Genomic DNA, 17,621 nt, shown 5'->3' with positions numbered 1-17,621 from the left:
GCGCGGCTGCGACATCCGGCCGATGCTCAGGCGCCGCCCTCGAACCGCGCGTCACCGCGTTCGTCGAGCGCGGTGAGGATGCGCCGGCGCTGCTCCTCCTCCACCTCGCCGAGTTCGTCGAGCCGGTGCCAGCCGACCTCGGTCATCTCGCCGTCGGCGGGATGCGGCTCGCCCTCGAGCCACGTGCAGCGGAAGGTGAGGTCGAGGTAGTCGGCCTCGTCGCCGTTCGCGTACGTGATGCGCGGGATCTGGTGCACCCACGCGAGGCGATCGACGCGGATACGCACGCCCGCCTCCTCGAGTGCCTCGCGGCGCGCGGCATCCGCCGGCTCCTCACCCGGGTCGATGATGCCCGTGATCGGCGTGAGCGCACTCGTGTCGGAGCGCCGGCCGAGCAGCACCTCGTCACCACGGAGGATCACCGCCGTCACTCCGGCGAGCGCGAGCGGTCGAGTGCCGACATGGCGGCGCAGTTCGAGCACGAAGTCGGGAGTGGCCATGGCGCCACCCTACTGAAGCCGTCGCCGTCTTCGGGAACCGGGGGTGGCGCCGGAGCGTCGCGTTGGTCGTCCGTTCGTCGCGGAAATCGACCGCCTGTCGCACAACGCGACCATTGACCGTTCTCGGCGTTTCGGCGCCCGGGATCGCTCCTACGGTGACCGGTACGCAATGATGCGACCCGAGGAGGATCCCCATGACGTCAGAGCTGCGGCGAACGACGATCGAAGCCGATTCGAGCGACGAGCTCCAAGCTGATCCGAGTCTTCCGCCAACGGCGGTGCCGGAGCTCGAGCTCGAGCGCGAGAGCAAGTGGACCTGGCCGAAGATTCTCCTGTGGGCGGCGGTCGCCCTGCTCGGCGGAATCGCGTGGGTGATGATCGCCATCGTTCGCGGCGAAACCGTGAACGCGATCTGGTTCGTCTTCGCGGCCGTCTGCAGCTACCTGATCGCGTACCGCTTCTACTCGAAGGTGATCCAGCGCTTCATCGCGCGACCCGACGACCGTCGCGCGACGCCCGCCGAGGTCAAGGCCGACGGCAAGGACTACGTCCCGACCGATCGTCGCGTGCTCTTCGGCCACCACTTCGCCGCGATCGCGGGCGCCGGGCCGCTCGTCGGTCCCGTGCTCGCCGCGCAGATGGGCTTCCTTCCCGGCACGATCTGGATCATCGTCGGCGTCATCCTCGCCGGGGCCGTGCAGGACTACCTCGTGCTCTTCTTCTCGATGCGCCGCGGCGGTCGCACGATCGGCCAGATGGCCCGCGACGAACTCGGAAAGATCGGCGGCACCGCCGCCATGGTCGCGTCGCTGCTGATCATGCTCATCATCGTCGCGATCCTCGCGCTCGTCGTCGTCAACGCCCTCGGCGAGAGCCCATGGGGCGTCTTCAGCGTCTCGATGACCATCCCGATCGCGCTCTTCATGGGCGTCTACCTGCGGTACCTCCGCCCGGGCAAGATCACCGAGGTGTCGCTCATCGGCTTCGTGCTGCTCATCGCTGCGATCGTCGCGGGAGGCTGGGTCGCCGCAACCCCGTGGGGCGCCGAGATCTTCCACCTCGACCGCACGACCATTGCCTGGGGCATCATCGTCTACGGCTTCATCGCCGCGGTGCTCCCCGTCTGGCTGCTGCTCGCCCCACGCGACTACCTGTCGACCTTCATGAAGATCGGCGTCATCGTGATGCTCGCCGGCGCCGTCGTCGTCGTGCGCCCCGAGATCACGGTGCCCGCGTTCAGCGAGTTCGCCGGCGGTGAGCTGGGCCCGGTGTTCTCCGGCCCGCTGTTCCCGTTCCTGTTCGTGACGATCGCGTGCGGCGCGCTCTCGGGATTCCATGCCCTGATCGCCTCGGGCACGACACCGAAGCTCATCGAGAAGGAGCGTCAGACGCGCTTCATCGGCTACGGCGGCATGCTCATGGAGTCGTTCGTGGCGATCATGGCGCTCGTCGCCGCGATCTCCCTCGATCGGGGCATCTACTTCGCCATGAACTCGTCGGCCGCCGCGACCGGCGGAACCATCGAGGGCGCGGTCGCGTTCGTCAACGGGCTCGGCCTCATGGGGGTGAACCTCACGCCCGACATGCTCTCCTCGGCGGCCGCGGCCGTCGGGGAGGAGTCGATCGTCTCCCGCACGGGCGGCGCACCGACGCTCGCACTCGGGCTCGCGCACATCATGCAGCAGTTCCTCGGCGGCGCTGCGATGGCAGGATTCTGGTACCACTTCGCGATCATGTTCGAGGCGCTCTTCATCCTCACGGCCGTCGACGCCGGCACGCGAGTCGCGCGCTTCATGCTGCAGGATGCGATCGGCAACGTGTTCCCGAAGTTCAAGAACACGGCCTGGCGACCGGGCGTCTGGATCTCGACCGCGATCATGGTCGCCGGTTGGGGCTACATCCTGATCCTCGGCGTGACCGATCCACTCGGGGGCATCAACACCTTCTTCCCCCTCTTCGGCATCGCGAACCAGCTGCTCGCCGTCATCGCGCTCGCCGTCGTGCTCGCGATCGTCGTCAAGCGCGGCAGGAGTTACTTCAAGTGGCTCTGGATCATCGCCGTGCCGCTGGGCTTCGCCGCGGTCGTGACGATCACCGCGTCGATGTTCAAGATCTTCTCGCCGGTGCCGCAAGTGGGCTACTGGGCCAACCACGTCGCGTTCCGCGATGCCTTGGCCGCGGGCGAGACCTCGTTCGGCACGGCGACGAGCGTCGAGGCGATGGAGGCGGTCGTTCGCAACACCTCGGTGCAGGGCACGCTCTCGATCGTGTTCGTCACCCTCGCGATCATCGTGCTCATCACGTCGATCCTCGCGACCGTCAAGGCGCTGCGGAACGGCGGGGGCGAGAACCACGAGGATCCGCCCGTGGCATCCCGCCGCTTCGCTCCGTCAGGACTGATCGCCACGCCGGCCGAGAAGACCATCGAGCGCGAATGGGCGGCACTGCCCGCCGACCGCCAGCCGGAGTCGGTGCGTCACTGATGGCCGAGACGTTGCTCCAGACCCTGAAGCGCGCGCCCGGAGCCATCGCCTGGTACGTCCAAGACCTGATGGGCGACAATTCCTATCAGCGCTATCTTGAACACCACCGCTCGAATCACGGCGAGGAACACCAGCCGCTGAGCGAGCGACAGTTCTGGCGGCAGAGAATGGATGACCAGGACCGCAACCCGGGGGCGCGCTGCTGCTGACGACGACGTGACGAGGAGCCCACATGATCGACGACGTGTGGGCCCTCGTCCTCGCCGGCATCGGCATCGGCATCGCGCTGACCGTCCTGTTCCAGCTCGTGTGGCGGCTGATGCGCGGTGCACGCGACCTCGGCAGCGATGCCGAGCGGGCGACCTTCCGCACCCTCTCGCTCGCATCGCGAGCCGCCGTGCACCTCCGCGGGGGTCTCGACACGGGCGACCTGCACCGCGCGTCGCGTGCGTTGCGTTCCCTCTTGGCCAGTGACGCGATCGCCATCGCGAACCGGCAGGGGATCGTCTCCATCGACGGGCGGCCGAGCCTCTCGGATGCCGCGTGGCAAGTGGCCTCCAGCGTGATCGAGACGGGCCAACGGCAACTGCTCACCCCGACCTCGGACACGCGACCCGCCGCAGTCGGAGCGCCCGTCATCGCCAACGGCAGAGTCGTCGGCGTGATCGTCGCGTTCGCCCCGAAGGTGCGCCCGCCACTCGTGCGGGCGACGACCGAGGTCGCGAAGTGGTGCGGGGCGCAGATCGAGCTCGGCGAGCTCGAGACCTCGCGCGCCGCCCTCGCCGAAGCGGAGTTGCGAGCCCTCCGCGCGCAGATCAGCCCTCACTTCGTCTACAACGCGTTGGGTGCCATCGCGTCGTACATCACGACCGACCCGGAGCGGGCGAGGGATCTCGTGCTGGACTTCGCCGACTTCACGCGGTACTCGTTCCGGCGGCAGGGTGAGTTCACGACGCTCGCCGAGGAGCTCAAGAGCGTCCATTCCTACGTCGAGCTCGAGCGGGCCCGCTTCGAGGAGCGCTTGAGCGTCACATTGCAGATCGCACCCGAGACGCTCGCGACCGTCATCCCGTTCCTCAGCGTGCAACCGCTCGTCGAGAATGCGGTGCGGCACGGGCTCGAGCCCCGCGAGCGTGGCGGCACCATCGTCATCGCCGCGCGCGACGACGGCACGCACACCGAGATCACGGTCGACGACGACGGGGTCGGCATGCAACCGGAAGAGCTGCGAGCACTGCTCACCGCCGGCGAGGCCACCGACCACGTCGGCTTGCGCAACGTCGACTCCCGCATCCGCCGCATCTACGGCGACGACCACGCGCTCGTCGTCGAGACGAACCCCGGGGCGGGCACGATGGTGCGCATGCGCATCCCCAAGTCGCAGCCGTTCAACGAGACGGAAAGGCCGGTCAATCGATGACAGCCGCAGACGAGTCAGGAGCCGGCGCCGGCGCCGACGCCGGGACGATCGACGTGCTCATCGCCGACGACGAGCGACCCGTGCTCGACGAGCTGGAACAGCTCTTGCGGCGAGATGCGCGCATCGGGGGGATCTGGCGGGCATCCTCCGGTTCCGAAGCGGTTCGCCTGCTCGCAGAGCACCAGGTCGACGCCGCGTTCCTCGACATCCACATGCCCGGGCTGTCTGGATTCGACCTCGCGCGCGCCATGTCCCGGTTCACCCAGCCGCCGGCGATCGTGTTCGTCACCGCAGACGAGGCCGGCGCCGTCGAGGCGTTCGACTTCGCCGCCGTCGACTTCATCCTCAAGCCGATCCGCCGCGAGCGGCTGCACCGCGCCATCGGGCGGATCATCGCCGGTCGTGAGACGCCCGAACAGCCAGAGACGATCCCCGACGAGAGCATCCCGGTCCGTGTCGGGCACATCACCCGCGTCGTCCATCGCAACGACGTTCGCTGGGTCCAGGCGGAGGGCGACTACTCGCGACTCGTCACCGAGACCGGCAGCCACCTGATCCGCGAGTCGATCTCCGACCTCGAGCTGCGCTGGGCAGAGGCTGGCTTCATCCGGGTCCATCGCTCGTACCTCGTCGACCGCAACGCCATCAGCACGATCAGGCTCACCGGCACGCACCCCTCGGTCAGCGTCGGCCAAGAGGAGATCCCGGTCAGCCGACGATCGATCGCCGCGGTTCGCGAGGCGATCCTGCAGCCTCGTGAGGGCCGAGCATGACCGATCCGGATGCCTCGCGCGGCGGCCCGCCCGCCGAACCTCGCCGCGGGCAGGGCAAGCCGATCCGTGAGCGGGTGAGCTCCGCCGACCAGCCCTCGAATCGAGCTGAGCCGTTGGTGCGGGTGGGCGCCTCACAGGTCAGCGAGGCGGAGACGGTGTTCACCCGCAGCCTCATGCGCACCCAAGGCCGCCTCGCGCTGGCGTGCGTGCTCTCGTTCGTCGTGGTCGTGGCATCCGTCACCTTCGTGATCAGCCGGGTACCCGAGCTGCACGACCTCTCGATCGGCGGCGTGCCGCTGCCCTGGTTGATCCAGGCCTACGGCTTCTACCCGATCATCATCATCTATGCCGCGGTCTTCGCGGTCGCCGCGATGCGCACGGAGCGCCGGTTCAACGCCCTCGTGGAGCACGAATGAACCCGATTCTCGCCGTGGGCGCGATCGCGCTCGTGCTCGTCGTCACGTCGCTCATCGGCGTCTACGGCCTGCGCATCTCCCGCACGACGAGCGACTTCTTCGTGGCGTCCCGCACGGTGCGTCCGATCTGGAACGCGTCCGCCATCAGCGGCGAGTACCTCTCGGCCGGCACCTTCCTCGGGCTGTCGGGGCTCGTGCTCCTCTCCGGCTCCGACGCGTTCTGGTTCCCCATCGGCTATGCCGCCGGATACCTGCTCGTGCTCATGTTCGTCGCCGCGCCCCTGCGGCGAAGCGGCGCCTACACGATCCCCGACTTCATCCACGCCCGCCTCGACTCCATCGTCGCCCGCCGGATCACGAGCGCCCTCGTGCTCGTCATCGGCTGGCTCTACATCGTGCCCCAGCTGCACGGGGCGGCACTCGCGGTCAACGTCGTCGCCGACATCCCGCCGTGGGTGGGCGCCGTCGTCGTCGCCGTCGTCGTCAGCGGCTCGGTCGCGGCGGGAGGCATGCGCTCCATCACCTTCGTGCAGGCGTTCCTGTTCTGGCTCAAACTCGGCGCACTCCTCGTGCCCGTCATCTTCTTCGTGATCACGCTCGGTGGGTACGAGCCGCGCATCGATCCCGAGCTCGTGTTCCCTGCCGAGCACGGTCCGAGCGGACTCGACGCCTACACGACGGCGTCGCTGCTGCTGGCCCTGCTCTGCGGCACAATCGGCCTGCCGCACGTCCTCGTGCGCTTCTACACGAGCCCGACCGGGAGCTCGGCGCGCTGGACGACCGTCATCGTCATCGCCATGATCAGCGCCTTCTACATGGTCTCGGGCACGATCGGCCTCGTCGCCCGGGCCACCGCACCCGACCTCGCCCGACCGGGCATCGCCGACACCGTGGCACTCCTGCTGCCCTCGCGCCTGATCCCGGGCATCGCGGGAGAGCTGCTCACCGCGCTCGTCATCGCCGGCGCCCTGGCAGCGTTCCTCGGCACATCGTCCGGACTCGTCGTGTCGCTGTCGAGTGTCGTCAGCCAGGACCTGTTCCACGGCACGGTCCGCTCCTTCCGATGGGCGGCCGTCGTGTGCGCCGCCGTGCCGCTGGGATTCGCGCTCGCAACGGTTCCCCAGGGCCTCGTGACCTCCGTCGCCAACGTCTTCGTCTTCGCCGCCTCGGCGCTCTCACCCGTCATCGTGCTCGGAATCTGGTGGCGCCCCCTGACGGCTCGAGGCGCGATCGCCGGGATGCTCGTCGGGTCTGTGCTCTGCGCGGCCGCGCTCATCGCATCATCGGTGTTCGGGCCGCAGGCCGGCCCCGCCGCGGCGTTGCTCGCGCAACCCGGAGCCTGGACGATCCCCGCCGCGGCGCTGACCACGATCGCCGTCTCACTGCTCGACCGCCGCACGCCCCTGAACACCGACCGGATGCTCAGTCGGTTGCACACCCCGGAACTTCCTCGTGCGAGCGGATCACCCGGCGCATCGTGACGCGCCGTGCCGGAAGACCACAGCAGAGCTGAGACCCGTCGTCATTCCTCCGCGGGAATCCGAACCAGCAGCGACCTCGGATCGATCCAGGTCCTGAAAGCCCGTGCCTCGCCGACCCCGTCGCCGTCGAGCTGGATCTGCTCCGGCCTGCTGAGGGAGACGACGAGTTCCTTGCCCTTGAGGTAGTTCAGCGCCCGCACCTCCTTCGTCGCTCCCATGAGCCTGCGTCCGGCAGTCATGCGCCGGAGCACCCCGTTCTCCCAGAAGATCTTGACCGTGATCTGCACCCAGCCGATGAAGCCCTCGGGTCGCAGCACGACGATGTCGAACTCGCCGTCGTCGACGGCCGCCTCTGGGAGCAGCAGAATGTTCGCTGGCAGGGATCCGCAGTTGCCGATCATGATGGTGTGGGCCCGCAGCGTGCGAGTGCCCCCGCCGTCGAGCTTGAAGCGCATGCGCAAGCGGTTGCGGTCGCGAAGGGCGACCCCGATCGCCTTCACGTAGGCGAGCCACCCCGCTTTCGCCTTGAGCTCCTCGTCGGTGTGGGCGAGCATCTTGGCGTCCAAGCCGAGGCCGGCCATCACGAGGTATGAGTACCGGTGTACCGCCCCGCTGCCATCGCGGATGTCGATCACGGCCATGTCGATCGGGCGGTTCTCCCCGGCGAAGGCGCTGCGCAGCGAATGCTCGGGGTCGTCGAGCGTGAGGTCGAGGTTGCGCGCGAGCAGGTTACCGGTTCCGGAGGGAAGGAGCGCAAGCGGTACCCCCGAACCTCGGAGCACCTCGGCGACGACGCGCACCGTGCCGTCACCGCCCGCGGCGATCACGACTGCCACGCCGGCGCTGAGTGCCTTCTCCGCCTGCCCGGCTCCCGGGTCTTCCGCTGTCGTCTCCAAGTACAGCGTGGGGGTCCAGCCGACTTCCTGTTCGATGGCTTCGACGATCGGCTTCAGGTCGTCGAGCTCGACCTTCACCGGGTTGTAGATCAGCGCGGCTCGATGCTCATGGCCACTCGAATCGCGAAGGGGCGCCTCGGACGTCATGCCCGTCAACGTACGCGGTGCCTTCCGGTTGCTGGAAGGGGATGCCTCGAACTGGAGTGCCGTGCTATGGAAGAGGGCGGAGCCGACTGCAGTCGACCCCGCCCTCGGCACTCGTGCCGGCTACTTCTTCCGCACCAGTACCTCCGCTGACGGCGCCGACACCGGCGACGAGCCGATCTCGTTGTGCGCCACGATCGTCGCGCGGTACTTCGCACCCGGCTGCAGGCCGGAGAACGTCACCGTGACCGAGGTGCCGCCGACGTCCTTCACGAGCGTCGGCTGATCGGTCCCACGCGGCGTCAGCGTGATCGTGTATCCCGAGATCGCACGGCCGCCATCGTCGGGCGCCTCCCAGCGCACCGTGATCGACGCCGGTCCGGCCGTCACCTTGGGCGCGCCGGGCTGCGCGGGCGCCGTCGGCACCGGCAGCACCGGCCCGACCTCGGCGCTCGCGGTCGACGGGCTCCAGAGCGGCTTCCCGGCGGTCACCGTGACAGCGATCGTCGCGTCGACGTCGGCCGACGTGAGCACGTACTCGACGCCGGTGGCACCGGCGATGTCCTCACCGTCGCGCGTCCACTGGAATGCCGACGCGGTCCACGGGTCGGCCACCGCGGCGGTGAGCGTCTGTCCCACCTCCGCCTGGCCGTTGATCGCGACGCCGAGCGGCTCGGGGTCGACCACCGTCTGCGCGTCGACGCTCTCGAGCGTCGGCGTGACGGTCTTCATGAGGCCGTTCTCGTCGAACTCGATGCGGTCGATCGTCGTCTCGCGGTGGGTCCCGTTGCCGTCGGGCATCGCGAACCGGTGGTAGGCGATGTACCAGTCGTCGGTGCCCGGCACGTTGATTACCGAGTTGTGTCCTGTTCCGCGGATCCCGAGCGACGTGTCCTTCTGCAGGATGACGCCGCGGTAGGTCCATGGCCCGTCGATGCTCGTCGCGGTGGCGTAGCCGACGCGGTAGTTCTCCGAGCCGGTGTCGTCGATCGAGTACGTGAGGTGGTACAGCCCGTCTCGGAAATTGACGAATGAGCCCTCACGGAACGACGTCAGGCCGCCGATCGTCTTGATGGTCTCAGGCTTGATCGACACCATGTCGTCGTTGAGCTCGGCGTAGAGCGGGCTGCCGTTGCCCCAGAACAGGTAGTGCTTGCCGGTCACGGGGTCGTGGAACGCGGCAGGATCGATCGCCTGCCCCGACTTCACCGCCTCCCCGTTCGTGATCATCGCCGTCGGCTGCGCGACGAACGGACCCTCGGGATGATCGGCGACCGCGACGCCGATCGTCTTGCGGTTGAGCGCCGCGTTGTGACCGCTGAAGTAGAAGTAGAACTTCCCGCCGCGCTCGATGACGGTCGGCGCCCATGCGTTCCCGGTCGCCCACGGCACGTCGCCGTTCGCACCGTCGAGGGTCAGGAACGGCTCCGCCGAGCGCTCCCATTCGACGAGGTCCCTCGACTTCCAGACGTAGAACTCCTTGCCGCCCCAGCCGGCGAACCCGTCAGTCGTCGCGTAGATGTAGTACGTGTCACCGAACACCGCGATGTTCGGGTCGGCGTACAGGCCCGGCAGCACCGGACTGGCCATCACGCGCGCCTGCATCGTCCACGTCGCCGTCGAGCCGTCGGGTGCGGTCAGCGTGACCACCAGCGGCTCGCCGAGGTCGACGGTGTCGCCGGATGCCGGCGAAGCCGTCACCCCGTCGGCGGTGTCGAAGACCGGCGTGAGCGCTGTGACATCCGTGCCGGGAACGACCGGGAAGACCACCGTGCGTGCCGCAGCGTTGACGATCGGTGCGACCTTCAGCTGCTCGGACTCGGCGAGCGTCACCCCGGCGAGCGCCGCGGTATTGCCCGACCGGGTCAGCACCTCGCCAGCGCTCAGTGCGCGGTTGTAGAGCGCGAACTCCCGGAACTGGCCGCGGAAGCGCGGGTCGGCGTTGTAGAGCGAGCGGCCGAGGTAGTTGGCGAGCGTGCTTCCGCCGCCGATGTCGCCGGGGTCGAGTGTCACGCCCGTGTTCCTGGCGACCTCCACGCCGTCGAGGTACAGCCGGGCGGTCGTGCCCGCGAGCGTGTAGGTGAGATGCACCCACTTGTCGCGCGGCAGCGCCGAACCCGAGCTCGCGTTCTGCTCCGTGGTCCAGTTCCCCGACGCGATGCCGGTGCGATAGGCACTGTTGCCCGTCGTGAAGAGATACCCCGAACCGACACCGGATGCGTCGGTGTTGCCGAAGCCGTAGATGAAGTACGAGCCCGACTGCGAGGGGCTGATCTTCACCTCGGCTTCGACCGTGACGTCTTCGACGCCCGTCAGGAGGTGGTCGGGCAGGTCGACGTAGTCGTCGGTGCCGTCGAACGTGAGGGCCTCGCCCTGCCAGGCGGCCCCGCCGACGATCGTGCCGTCGTTGCCCATGCCCGAACGGTCGGTCACGACCGTGCCGGCGGCATCCGTGAAGTCGTAGCGAAGGACCTCGCCGTCTTCATTGGCCTCGACCGGCGGCGGGCCGGCCGTGAGTCGCTCGAGCTCTGCCGCGGTGACCGGGAGCACGGTGCCGTGCCGCGGGCTCGCGGGCAGGTCGTATTCGGGTGCCACGGCCCACGCCGGGTTGGCGATGTCGTCGGTCTGAAGCGGGATGTACCCCCGTCCGCCGTACTCGTCGACGAAGAGGTAGGTCTTCTCGCCGTTCACGTCGCCGGGGTTCGACGTGAACACCGTCGGACCCTCGACTGCGCTCGTGCCCGCGTCGCGTCCGATGCATGAGTCGATCATGGTCCACGCCTCGAGGGTGGCGCGCAGCTCGGTGGACGTCTCCTGGATGATGTCGCTGCATCCGGTGCCGCCAGCGCCCTCGTCTTTGGTGAAGCGGTGGTAGACGTCGCCGGCCTTGATCACCGTGGAGTCGATGCGCGACATGCCCTGGTCCTGCCAGATCTGCGGCTCGCTGAAGGTGACGAAGTCGCGCGTGGTGGCGTAGAGCATCTTGTTGTACGTGCTGCCCGTGTGGCCCGGGTCGTTCTCGGCGTAGAGCTTGGAGGCCCAGAACACGACGTACGCGCCGATCGTCTCGTCGTAATACGCCTCAGGCGCCCACGTGTTGCCGGCTGTGTCGGGCGCGACCTTGACGTGGCGCTGCTCCGACCAGTTCACGAGATCGCGCGACTCCCACACCTCGAGGTACTGGCTGCCGGTGCGCTGCGAGGCATCCCAGTTGGTTCCGCTGCCGATCGAGAGGTCGGTGGCGATCAGGTAGAAGGTGTCACCCTCGGGCGACCGGATGATGAACGGGTCGCGCAGGCCCTTCGTGCCGTACTTCGAGGTCAGGGTCGGCTGGCCGCCGTTGAGCTCCCTCCAGTCGAGCGCGTTGTTGCCCTCGCTCGCCGCGAAGTAGATGTTCTCGCCGGCGAGGGAGTTGCCCGTGAAGTAGGCGAACGCGTAGCCCTCGAACTCGTCGAGCTCGACTGCGGCACGCACTTTCGCGACGAACTCGCGAGTGGCGGATGCGGCGTTGCGCGTGACCGTGGCGGTGAGGGTCACGTCGGTGTCGGAGGCGGGACGCACGACCACGCCGTCGGCCGCGATGATCGCCGGTACCGACGACGCCCAGGCGACCTGGGTGCCGGCGGGCGCGCCGGGAAGGGTGAGGTTGCCGCGCACGTCGTCGACGTTCGTGATCGCGAGCGCCGCAGCCGCCGCGTCGACGATGGCCTGGTCGTCTTCCTCGGCGATCACGGTCGCCACGAACGGCTTCGTGCCGGTGGCACCGCCGCGAGTGACGCTGGCGGTGAGCGTGACGGATGCGTCGCCGTCGGATGCCGCGGGCCGCGTGACGACGCCCGAATCAGAGACCACCTCGGGATCGCTCGACGCCCACGCGATGGCGGCGCCGTTCGGTCCCGACGTCGGGAGCGTCAGGTTGCCCTCGACGGCCGAGAGGTCGCCGAGGTCGAGCACCGCGAGGTCGCGGTCGACCTTGACCTGGTCGGCGGGCTGCAGCGCCGCCACCTCCTCGGCGGTGAGCGCCACCTCGTAGATGCGGAAGTCGCGCAGGCTCCCCGCGAGGTAGCGGTCGGCGGTGTACACGGATCGGCCGAGGTAGTTCGCGGCCGTGACGCTGTTGCCGATCGCACCAGGGGTGATCGTCACGTTCGTGTTCTGCGCCACCTGCACGCCGTCGAGGTAGATGCGCGCCGTGTTCGAGGCATCGTCGAGCGTGTACGTGATCGTCTTCCACACGCCGCGCGCGAGGTTCGCGCCGCTGTTCACGGTCTGCTCAGTCGACCAGTTGCCGGTGGCGATCGACGACTTGTAGGCGTTGCCGGTGGAGAACAGGTAGCCGTTGCCGACGCCCGAGGAGTTGGTGTTGCCCATGCCGTAGATGAAGTACGGCGTGGACTGCGTCGTGCGGATGAGCACCTCGGTGCTCACGGTGATCGAGGTGAGCCCGGCGAGGATGTTGTTCGGCAGCCGCACGTGGTCGTCGACCCCGTCGAGCCGGACGCCCTCGCCCCCGGTGAGGGTCGGGCCGCCCACGATCGTGGCGTCTCGGCCGTTGCCCGATTGGTCGGCGGCGACCGCACCGCTCGTCTCGTCGAGCGTGTAGTGGGCGACGAGACGTTCATCTGGAGCGGCGAACGCGGGTTGGGTGGCCGTGAGCGCGACTGAGACGCCGAGGAGCGCGGCGGTCACCCCCGCCACGGTTCGTCGAACGACGTTGGGCTTCATTGCGCAATCCTTCGGACGTGCCCGGCATCGCGGACGGGGTCGCAGACATGACAAGCGCGATGTTATCGCTCACAATCCGGGATCACAACATTGTGTCCTTGATATGTTGCGGCTACTGAACTCGGCGGTGCGGCCGTGCAGGTCGCCGATGTGATCCCTCACAAGACCGCTCAGTCGACGACCATTCCCACCGTGAGGTTCGCGATCGCCCCGGTCATCGAGCGCGCGCGGTCGGATGCCGCGAACGCGAGGTACTCCGCGAGCTCGTCGAGCACCGGCAACCGACCGAGCATCGTGGCGCCGGCGAGCCCCGCCAGCCAGTCGTCTCTCGAGGTTCCGCCGGCGTCGGCGATGCGCCCGAACAGCTCGCCGGTGTACGACGTCGCGACGGCGTCGGACAACGCGTTCGGCCGCACGCACACCACCCGCACGCCCGCCGGGCCGAGCTCTCCAGCGAGCGCGCGCGAGAACCCCTCGAGCCCGGCGCTCTGCGCGGCATTGCCGATGAGGCCACGCCCGGTCAGCCGCGCCCCGGGCGTCGAGATCGTGAGGATCACGCCGCTCCCCCGTGCGATCATGTGGCGCGACACCGCCTTCGCCGTCACGAAGTTCGTCTGCAGGTAGCCCGTGACCGGGTGCAGGTAGTCGGCGAGCGACGTGTCGGCGATCGGCAGGCCCTGCACGTGGTCGAACCCCACCGCGTTCAGGGTGATATCGATGCGGCCCGCGGCATCCGCCACCTCGTCGGCATGGCGGTCGACGGCCGCCTGGTGCATCGCGTCGACCACGGCGATCGAGACATCCGCCCCTTCGGCTCGGGCGACGGATGCCGAAGCCTCGAGTCGCGGCAGGCTTCGCCCCGCGAGGAACAACCGGGCACCCTCGCGGGCGAACACCCGCGCCGCGGCGGCGCCGATCGATCCGCCGCCGCCGTGGATCACGGCCACCTTGTCTTCGAGCAACATCATGCGACTTCCTGTTCTGTGAGTGTTCGAGCGAGGCTGCCGAGGATCTCGGTCCAGCCCTCCGTGTGCTTGCGTACCGCCTCGACGTCGGGCAGCCGTTCGTGGCGCACCTCGACCACGGTGGCGTCGCCGTCGGGTTCGAAGGTGACGCGCACGAGCGAATCGGCCTGGTGCGTGGCATGCGATAGCCAGGTGAACTCGAGCGCGCGCGGGCGATCGATCACGGTGTAGGTGCCCGCGTGCACGAACTGGCCGCTCGGGTCATTCATCGTGAACGCGAACGACCCGCCTACGCGCGGGTCGGCGACGACGTCGGTTGGCTCGCTGCCATCGCGGCGCATCCACACGGCGAGGCTCGCCGGGTCGAGCCAGGCGTCGAAGAGGCGCTCAGCGGATGCCGCGATGCGCCGGCTCACGGTGACGGCGGCGGTCATCGGTCCGCCCCATCGCTCGGCGCGGTGCCGGGGTCGGGCTCGACCTCGCCCTCGGCGGGGACATCCGCATCCTGCAGCACGAACGCCTCGAGGGCTGCGAGCCGCTGCTCCCAGAACTCGCGGTACTGCTCCATCCACGCGACCGCATCGCCGAGCGCTTCGGCCCGCAGCGAGAGCACGTGATCGCGGCCGCGCACCGAACGCTGCACGAGCTCGGCGCGCTCGAGCACCTTGATGTGCTTGCTCGTGGAGTTCAGCGAGATCGGGAAGGCGCTCGCGAGGTCGGTGACGCGCGCGTCGCCGTTGCGCAGGCGATCGAGGATCGCCCGCCTGGTCGGATCGGCGACCGCGCTCAGCACGGTATCGAGTTGATATTCACCCATACGGGTGAATATATGTGAGATACGCCACCTTCGTCAATCCCTGCGGCGTTCCACGTCCTCTTCCGTGGGCGGTATTTTCGTATTAGTATCACTAACATGAAAGTCCGTCAGTACACGATGACGGCCCGAGCGGATGCGGCGCGGGAGACCGGCGAGCGGATCCAGGCAGCGGCGTTCGCACTGCTCTCGACGCGCTACTACGACGACGTCACGCTCGATGCGATCGCCGCCGATGCCGACGTGACCGTGCAGACGGTGATTCGCCGATTCGGATCCAAAGACGGCCTCGTACGGGCGCTCATCGCGCCGGTCACGTCGCAGGTGTCTGCGCAGCGTGGCCAGGCGCCGACGGGCGACCTCGTCGGCACGGTCGCGAACCTCGTGGAACACTACGAGGGGATGGGCGACTTGGCCATGCTGCTCCTGCGCCAGGAGGAACGAGTGCCCCCCTACGCCGAGGCCACCGCTGTGGGCAAGCAGGTCCACTCCGACTGGGTGCGATCCGTGTTCTCGCCCTGGCTCGATGCCCGCACTGGAGCCGGGCGCGAACGCCTGCATGCCCAATTGCTGGCGATGTGCGACGTGTACACGTGGTACCTGCTGCGACGACAGCAGGGCCTCTCCCGGCGCCAGACCGAACTGGCGCTCGCCGAACTCCTGAAGGGAGTGCTCTCATGAAAGTCCTCGCCTACACCTCGCCCGCCCGCAGCCACCTGTTCCCGACCGTCCCGATCCTGCTCGAGCTGCAACGTCGCGGTCACACCGTCGTGCTGCGCACGATCTCCACCGACGTGCCGCAGATGCGTGAACTCGGCTTCACGGTCGCCCCGATCTCGCCCGAGATCGAGGCGATCACGCATGACGACTACCGCGTTTCGGCGCCGATCAAGGCGATCACGCGTGCGATCCACGTGCTCACTCGCAGGGCTGTGCTCGAGATCCCCGAGATCAGGCGGGCGATCGACGCCGAGTCCCCCGATGCCGTCCTCATCGACACGAACACCTGGGGCGCCGCCGTCGCGGCCGAGGCCTGGGGCGGGCCGTGGGCGATCCTCCAGCACTTCCCGAGCCCGGTGCCGTCCGATGAGGTGCCGCCATTCGGTCCCGGCTTCAAGCCTGCAGACGGAGCCATGGGCCGACTCCGGGATCGCGTGATGCGCCCGATCATCTTCGCCGGCTTCAAGCGCGCCCTCCTGCGGCCGCTCAATGAGGTTCGGCGGGAAGCGGGCGTTCCCGCGATCCGTGAGGTCACCGACGTATACACCCGGTCGCCGCTCGTCCTCTATCTCACGTCGAAGGCATTCGAGTACCCGCGCACCGACTGGCCCGACTCCTTCTGCTTCATCGGGCCGATCGTCTGGGATCCGCCGACCGAGCAACCGGCGTGGATCGAGTCGATCAGACGTCCCGTCGTGCTCGTGACCACGTCGTCGGAGTTCCAAGACGACGGCGCGCTCGTGCAGGTGTCGCTCGCCGGCCTCGCCGACGAGGACGTCGAGGTGATCGCGACCATGCCGGCGGGGGCGGGGTCATTCCCGGCGCCGGCGAACGCCCGGGTCGAGGAGTTCGTGCCCCACTCGCACGTGTTGCCCCACGCCGAGGTGGTCGTGACCCACGGCGGAATGGGAGCTACCCAGAAGGCGCTCACTGCCGGGGTTCCGGTGGTCGTGGTGCCGTGGGGGCGCGACCAGGCCGAGGTCGGGCGCCGCGCCGAGGCGGCGGGGGTCGGGGTGTTCCTGCCCAAGAAGAAGCTGACGCCCGAGTCCCTGCGAGACGCCGTGCACCGGGCTCGGGCGCTGAAGCCCGCCGCCGTGGCGTTCGGCGAGGCGATGCAGCGCGAGGGAGGTGCCCCGCTCGCCGCCGACCGCATCGAGCAGCTCGTGAGGGCTCCGGCGCGACCCACACTCGGAGGGTGAATACAGGCGCGGCCTCAGAGCGATGCGACGTCGATGAGCACCTTGCCGATCACTCCGCCCTCGACGGCGTCGTGTGCGGCCGCCGTCTGCTCGAGCGCATACCGATGCAGCGGCAGGCCCGCCTCCGGGCCGATCGCCAGGGCTCCGTCGCGCGCCGCGGCCGTCACGTCTTCGCCGGCCGCGATCCAGGCATCCGCGCCCATCGTGTAGATCAGCACGAACTGGTAGCGGAGGTTGAGCAGGATGGCCCGGCCGAAGTCGAGCGTCACCGGCGCACCGCCGTCATTGCCGTAGCTCGCGATCGTCGAGCGCTCGTGCGTCACGGCCTGGTCGAGTTCGGCGTTCGCGCCCGCGGCGACCTCGACCACGAGGTCGATGCCATCGGGCGCGATCGTTCGGATCTGGCCCGCGGCATCCGAATCCCGATAGTTGACGACGTGGTGGGCGCCCGCGGCGGTGGCGAGCGCTGCCTTCTCCTCGCCGCTCACCGTGGTGAGCACCGTCGCACCGGCCCAGCGAGCGAGCTGAACAGCGGCGTGCCCGACGGCACCCGCTCCCCCGGCGACCAGCACGGTCTTCCCATCGAGCGCGCCGGGGTGCAGTCGCGCCGGTGCATCCTCCGACACGGTCAACGCACGGTGCGCCGTGACCGCGGGAACTCCGAGGCTCGCCCCGACATCGAACGACACCTCGTCAGGCAGCGGGAACGCCCGCTCGGCGAGCGTGATGAGGTACTCCTGCGCCGTGCCCGACGAGGCACGCTTCCAGCCCGAGATCGCCAGCCACACGCGGTCGCCCACGGCGAAGTCCGTGACGCCCGGGCCCACGGCGTCGACCACGCCCGCGCCATCCTGGTTCGGCACGGTCTCGCCGGTCGCCGCCGCGGACCCCGACCCACGGCGCGCCTTCCAGTCCGTGGGGTTCACTCCGGAGACGGCGACCCGCACCCGCAGTTCCCCGGGGCCCGGCTCCGCGATCTCCCGCTCCGACAGTTCGAGCACCGAGGAGTCCCCGGTGCGGCTGTAGACGATGGCTCTCATGGTGGGTGCAACCGAGCCGGCGCGCTCGCGATTCCGCTCTCGCTC

General features: G+C 69.0%; 15 protein-coding genes. 8 read left to right on the top strand and 7 right to left on the bottom strand.

Features of this window, described 5'->3' with window-relative positions; all coding sequences use genetic code 11:
• Positions 1-26: 26 nt before the first annotated feature.
• The gene (locus tag QFZ29_RS02140; protein ID WP_306892595.1) at positions 27-500 is read right to left on the bottom strand and encodes an NUDIX hydrolase; all 474 of its coding nucleotides are present in this window, start codon (positions 498-500) and stop codon (positions 27-29) included.
• A 194-nt stretch (positions 501-694) separates the two neighbouring features.
• On the opposite strand from QFZ29_RS02140, the gene QFZ29_RS02135 reads away from it, so the two are divergent.
• Genes QFZ29_RS02135 through QFZ29_RS02110 form a run of 6 tightly spaced genes read left to right on the top strand, consistent with a single transcriptional unit; the run spans position 695 to position 7,073 of the window.
• Positions 695-2,983 carry a carbon starvation CstA family protein gene (locus QFZ29_RS02135; RefSeq protein WP_306892594.1) on the top strand — a complete coding sequence of 763 codons (2,289 nt, stop codon included), beginning with the start codon at positions 695-697 and terminating at the stop codon, positions 2,981-2,983.
• Positions 2,983-3,192, top strand: a complete 210-nt coding sequence (locus QFZ29_RS02130; RefSeq protein WP_306892593.1) for a YbdD/YjiX family protein — start codon at positions 2,983-2,985, stop codon at positions 3,190-3,192. Before QFZ29_RS02135 ends, QFZ29_RS02130 begins: the two co-directional genes overlap by 1 nt.
• A 23-nt stretch (positions 3,193-3,215) precedes the next feature.
• Positions 3,216-4,403 (top strand): sensor histidine kinase, encoded by a 1,188-nt coding sequence (locus QFZ29_RS02125; RefSeq protein ID WP_306892592.1) that lies wholly within the window; start codon positions 3,216-3,218, stop codon positions 4,401-4,403.
• Positions 4,400-5,176, top strand: coding sequence for a LytR/AlgR family response regulator transcription factor (locus tag QFZ29_RS02120; RefSeq protein ID WP_306892591.1), 777 nt, complete (start codon positions 4,400-4,402; stop codon positions 5,174-5,176). The genes QFZ29_RS02125 and QFZ29_RS02120 overlap by 4 nt, the downstream gene beginning before the upstream one ends.
• A complete protein-coding gene (locus QFZ29_RS02115; RefSeq protein ID WP_306892590.1) occupies positions 5,173-5,592 on the top strand; it encodes a heavy metal transporter in 420 nt (139 codons plus the stop codon). Before QFZ29_RS02120 ends, QFZ29_RS02115 begins: the two co-directional genes overlap by 4 nt.
• On the top strand, positions 5,589-7,073 hold the full coding sequence (locus QFZ29_RS02110; RefSeq protein ID WP_306892589.1) for a sodium/solute symporter: 1,485 nt from the start codon (positions 5,589-5,591) through the stop codon (positions 7,071-7,073). The genes QFZ29_RS02115 and QFZ29_RS02110 overlap by 4 nt, the downstream gene beginning before the upstream one ends.
• A gap of 41 nt (positions 7,074-7,114) precedes the next feature.
• Here the strand turns inward: QFZ29_RS02110 and QFZ29_RS02105 are convergent, their stop codons facing one another.
• From QFZ29_RS02105 to QFZ29_RS02085, 5 genes are all read right to left on the bottom strand, one after another.
• On the bottom strand, positions 7,115-8,116 hold the full coding sequence (locus QFZ29_RS02105; protein ID WP_306892588.1) for a diacylglycerol/lipid kinase family protein: 1,002 nt from the start codon (positions 8,114-8,116) through the stop codon (positions 7,115-7,117).
• Positions 8,117-8,236: 120 nt separating this feature from the next.
• Positions 8,237-12,838: a family 43 glycosylhydrolase gene (locus tag QFZ29_RS02100; protein WP_306892587.1), complete on the bottom strand. Its 4,602-nt coding sequence runs from the start codon at positions 12,836-12,838 to the stop codon at positions 8,237-8,239.
• A 170-nt stretch (positions 12,839-13,008) separates the two neighbouring features.
• Positions 13,009-13,806, bottom strand: a complete 798-nt coding sequence (locus QFZ29_RS02095) for an SDR family NAD(P)-dependent oxidoreductase (protein ID WP_306892586.1) — start codon at positions 13,804-13,806, stop codon at positions 13,009-13,011.
• Positions 13,803-14,237 carry an SRPBCC family protein gene (locus QFZ29_RS02090; protein WP_306892585.1) on the bottom strand — a complete coding sequence of 145 codons (435 nt, stop codon included), beginning with the start codon at positions 14,235-14,237 and terminating at the stop codon, positions 13,803-13,805. Before QFZ29_RS02090 ends, QFZ29_RS02095 begins: the two co-directional genes overlap by 4 nt.
• Positions 14,234-14,620, bottom strand: coding sequence for an ArsR/SmtB family transcription factor (locus QFZ29_RS02085; protein WP_306892584.1), 387 nt, complete (start codon positions 14,618-14,620; stop codon positions 14,234-14,236). The genes QFZ29_RS02090 and QFZ29_RS02085 overlap by 4 nt, the downstream gene beginning before the upstream one ends.
• Positions 14,621-14,716: 96 nt before the next feature.
• Between QFZ29_RS02085 and QFZ29_RS02080 the strand changes: the two genes are divergently transcribed.
• Both QFZ29_RS02080 and QFZ29_RS02075 read left to right on the top strand, forming a co-directional pair.
• Positions 14,717-15,298, top strand: coding sequence for a TetR/AcrR family transcriptional regulator (locus QFZ29_RS02080; protein ID WP_306892583.1), 582 nt, complete (start codon positions 14,717-14,719; stop codon positions 15,296-15,298).
• Positions 15,295-16,536 carry a glycosyltransferase gene (locus tag QFZ29_RS02075; RefSeq protein WP_306892582.1) on the top strand — a complete coding sequence of 414 codons (1,242 nt, stop codon included), beginning with the start codon at positions 15,295-15,297 and terminating at the stop codon, positions 16,534-16,536. Before QFZ29_RS02080 ends, QFZ29_RS02075 begins: the two co-directional genes overlap by 4 nt.
• Positions 16,537-16,550: 14 nt before the next feature.
• On the opposite strand, the gene QFZ29_RS02070 is transcribed toward QFZ29_RS02075, so the two are convergent.
• Positions 16,551-17,576: an NADPH:quinone reductase gene (locus QFZ29_RS02070; RefSeq protein ID WP_306892581.1), complete on the bottom strand. Its 1,026-nt coding sequence runs from the start codon at positions 17,574-17,576 to the stop codon at positions 16,551-16,553.
• Positions 17,577-17,621 lie beyond the last annotated feature (45 nt).

The sequence above is a fragment of the Agromyces albus genome, assembly GCF_030815405.1.
Taxonomy (GTDB): Bacteria; Actinomycetota; Actinomycetes; order Actinomycetales; family Microbacteriaceae; genus Agromyces; species Agromyces albus_A.
This window is presented reverse-complemented; position numbering and strand designations above follow the sequence as displayed.

What these genes read in the sequence shown, in the direction of transcription:
- QFZ29_RS02110 (WP_306892589.1), top strand. Translation starts at nt 5,589, where the DNA reads ATGAACCCGATTCTCGCCGTGGGCGCGATCGCGCTCGTGCTCGTCGTC.
- QFZ29_RS02080 (WP_306892583.1), top strand. Translation starts at nt 14,717, where the DNA reads ATGAAAGTCCGTCAGTACACGATGACGGCCCGAGCGGATGCGGCGCGG.
- QFZ29_RS02085 (WP_306892584.1), bottom strand. Translation starts at nt 14,620, where the DNA reads ATGGGTGAATATCAACTCGATACCGTGCTGAGCGCGGTCGCCGATCCG.
- QFZ29_RS02115 (WP_306892590.1), top strand. Translation starts at nt 5,173, where the DNA reads ATGACCGATCCGGATGCCTCGCGCGGCGGCCCGCCCGCCGAACCTCGC.
- QFZ29_RS02130 (WP_306892593.1), top strand. Translation starts at nt 2,983, where the DNA reads ATGGCCGAGACGTTGCTCCAGACCCTGAAGCGCGCGCCCGGAGCCATC.
- QFZ29_RS02070 (WP_306892581.1), bottom strand. Translation starts at nt 17,576, where the DNA reads ATGAGAGCCATCGTCTACAGCCGCACCGGGGACTCCTCGGTGCTCGAA.
- QFZ29_RS02075 (WP_306892582.1), top strand. Translation starts at nt 15,295, where the DNA reads ATGAAAGTCCTCGCCTACACCTCGCCCGCCCGCAGCCACCTGTTCCCG.
- QFZ29_RS02100 (WP_306892587.1), bottom strand. Translation starts at nt 12,838, where the DNA reads ATGAAGCCCAACGTCGTTCGACGAACCGTGGCGGGGGTGACCGCCGCG.
- QFZ29_RS02125 (WP_306892592.1), top strand. Translation starts at nt 3,216, where the DNA reads ATGATCGACGACGTGTGGGCCCTCGTCCTCGCCGGCATCGGCATCGGC.
- QFZ29_RS02090 (WP_306892585.1), bottom strand. Translation starts at nt 14,237, where the DNA reads ATGACCGCCGCCGTCACCGTGAGCCGGCGCATCGCGGCATCCGCTGAG.
- QFZ29_RS02120 (WP_306892591.1), top strand. Translation starts at nt 4,400, where the DNA reads ATGACAGCCGCAGACGAGTCAGGAGCCGGCGCCGGCGCCGACGCCGGG.
- QFZ29_RS02095 (WP_306892586.1), bottom strand. Translation starts at nt 13,806, where the DNA reads ATGATGTTGCTCGAAGACAAGGTGGCCGTGATCCACGGCGGCGGCGGA.
- QFZ29_RS02135 (WP_306892594.1), top strand. Translation starts at nt 695, where the DNA reads ATGACGTCAGAGCTGCGGCGAACGACGATCGAAGCCGATTCGAGCGAC.
- QFZ29_RS02105 (WP_306892588.1), bottom strand. Translation starts at nt 8,116, where the DNA reads ATGACGTCCGAGGCGCCCCTTCGCGATTCGAGTGGCCATGAGCATCGA.
- QFZ29_RS02140 (WP_306892595.1), bottom strand. Translation starts at nt 500, where the DNA reads ATGGCCACTCCCGACTTCGTGCTCGAACTGCGCCGCCATGTCGGCACT.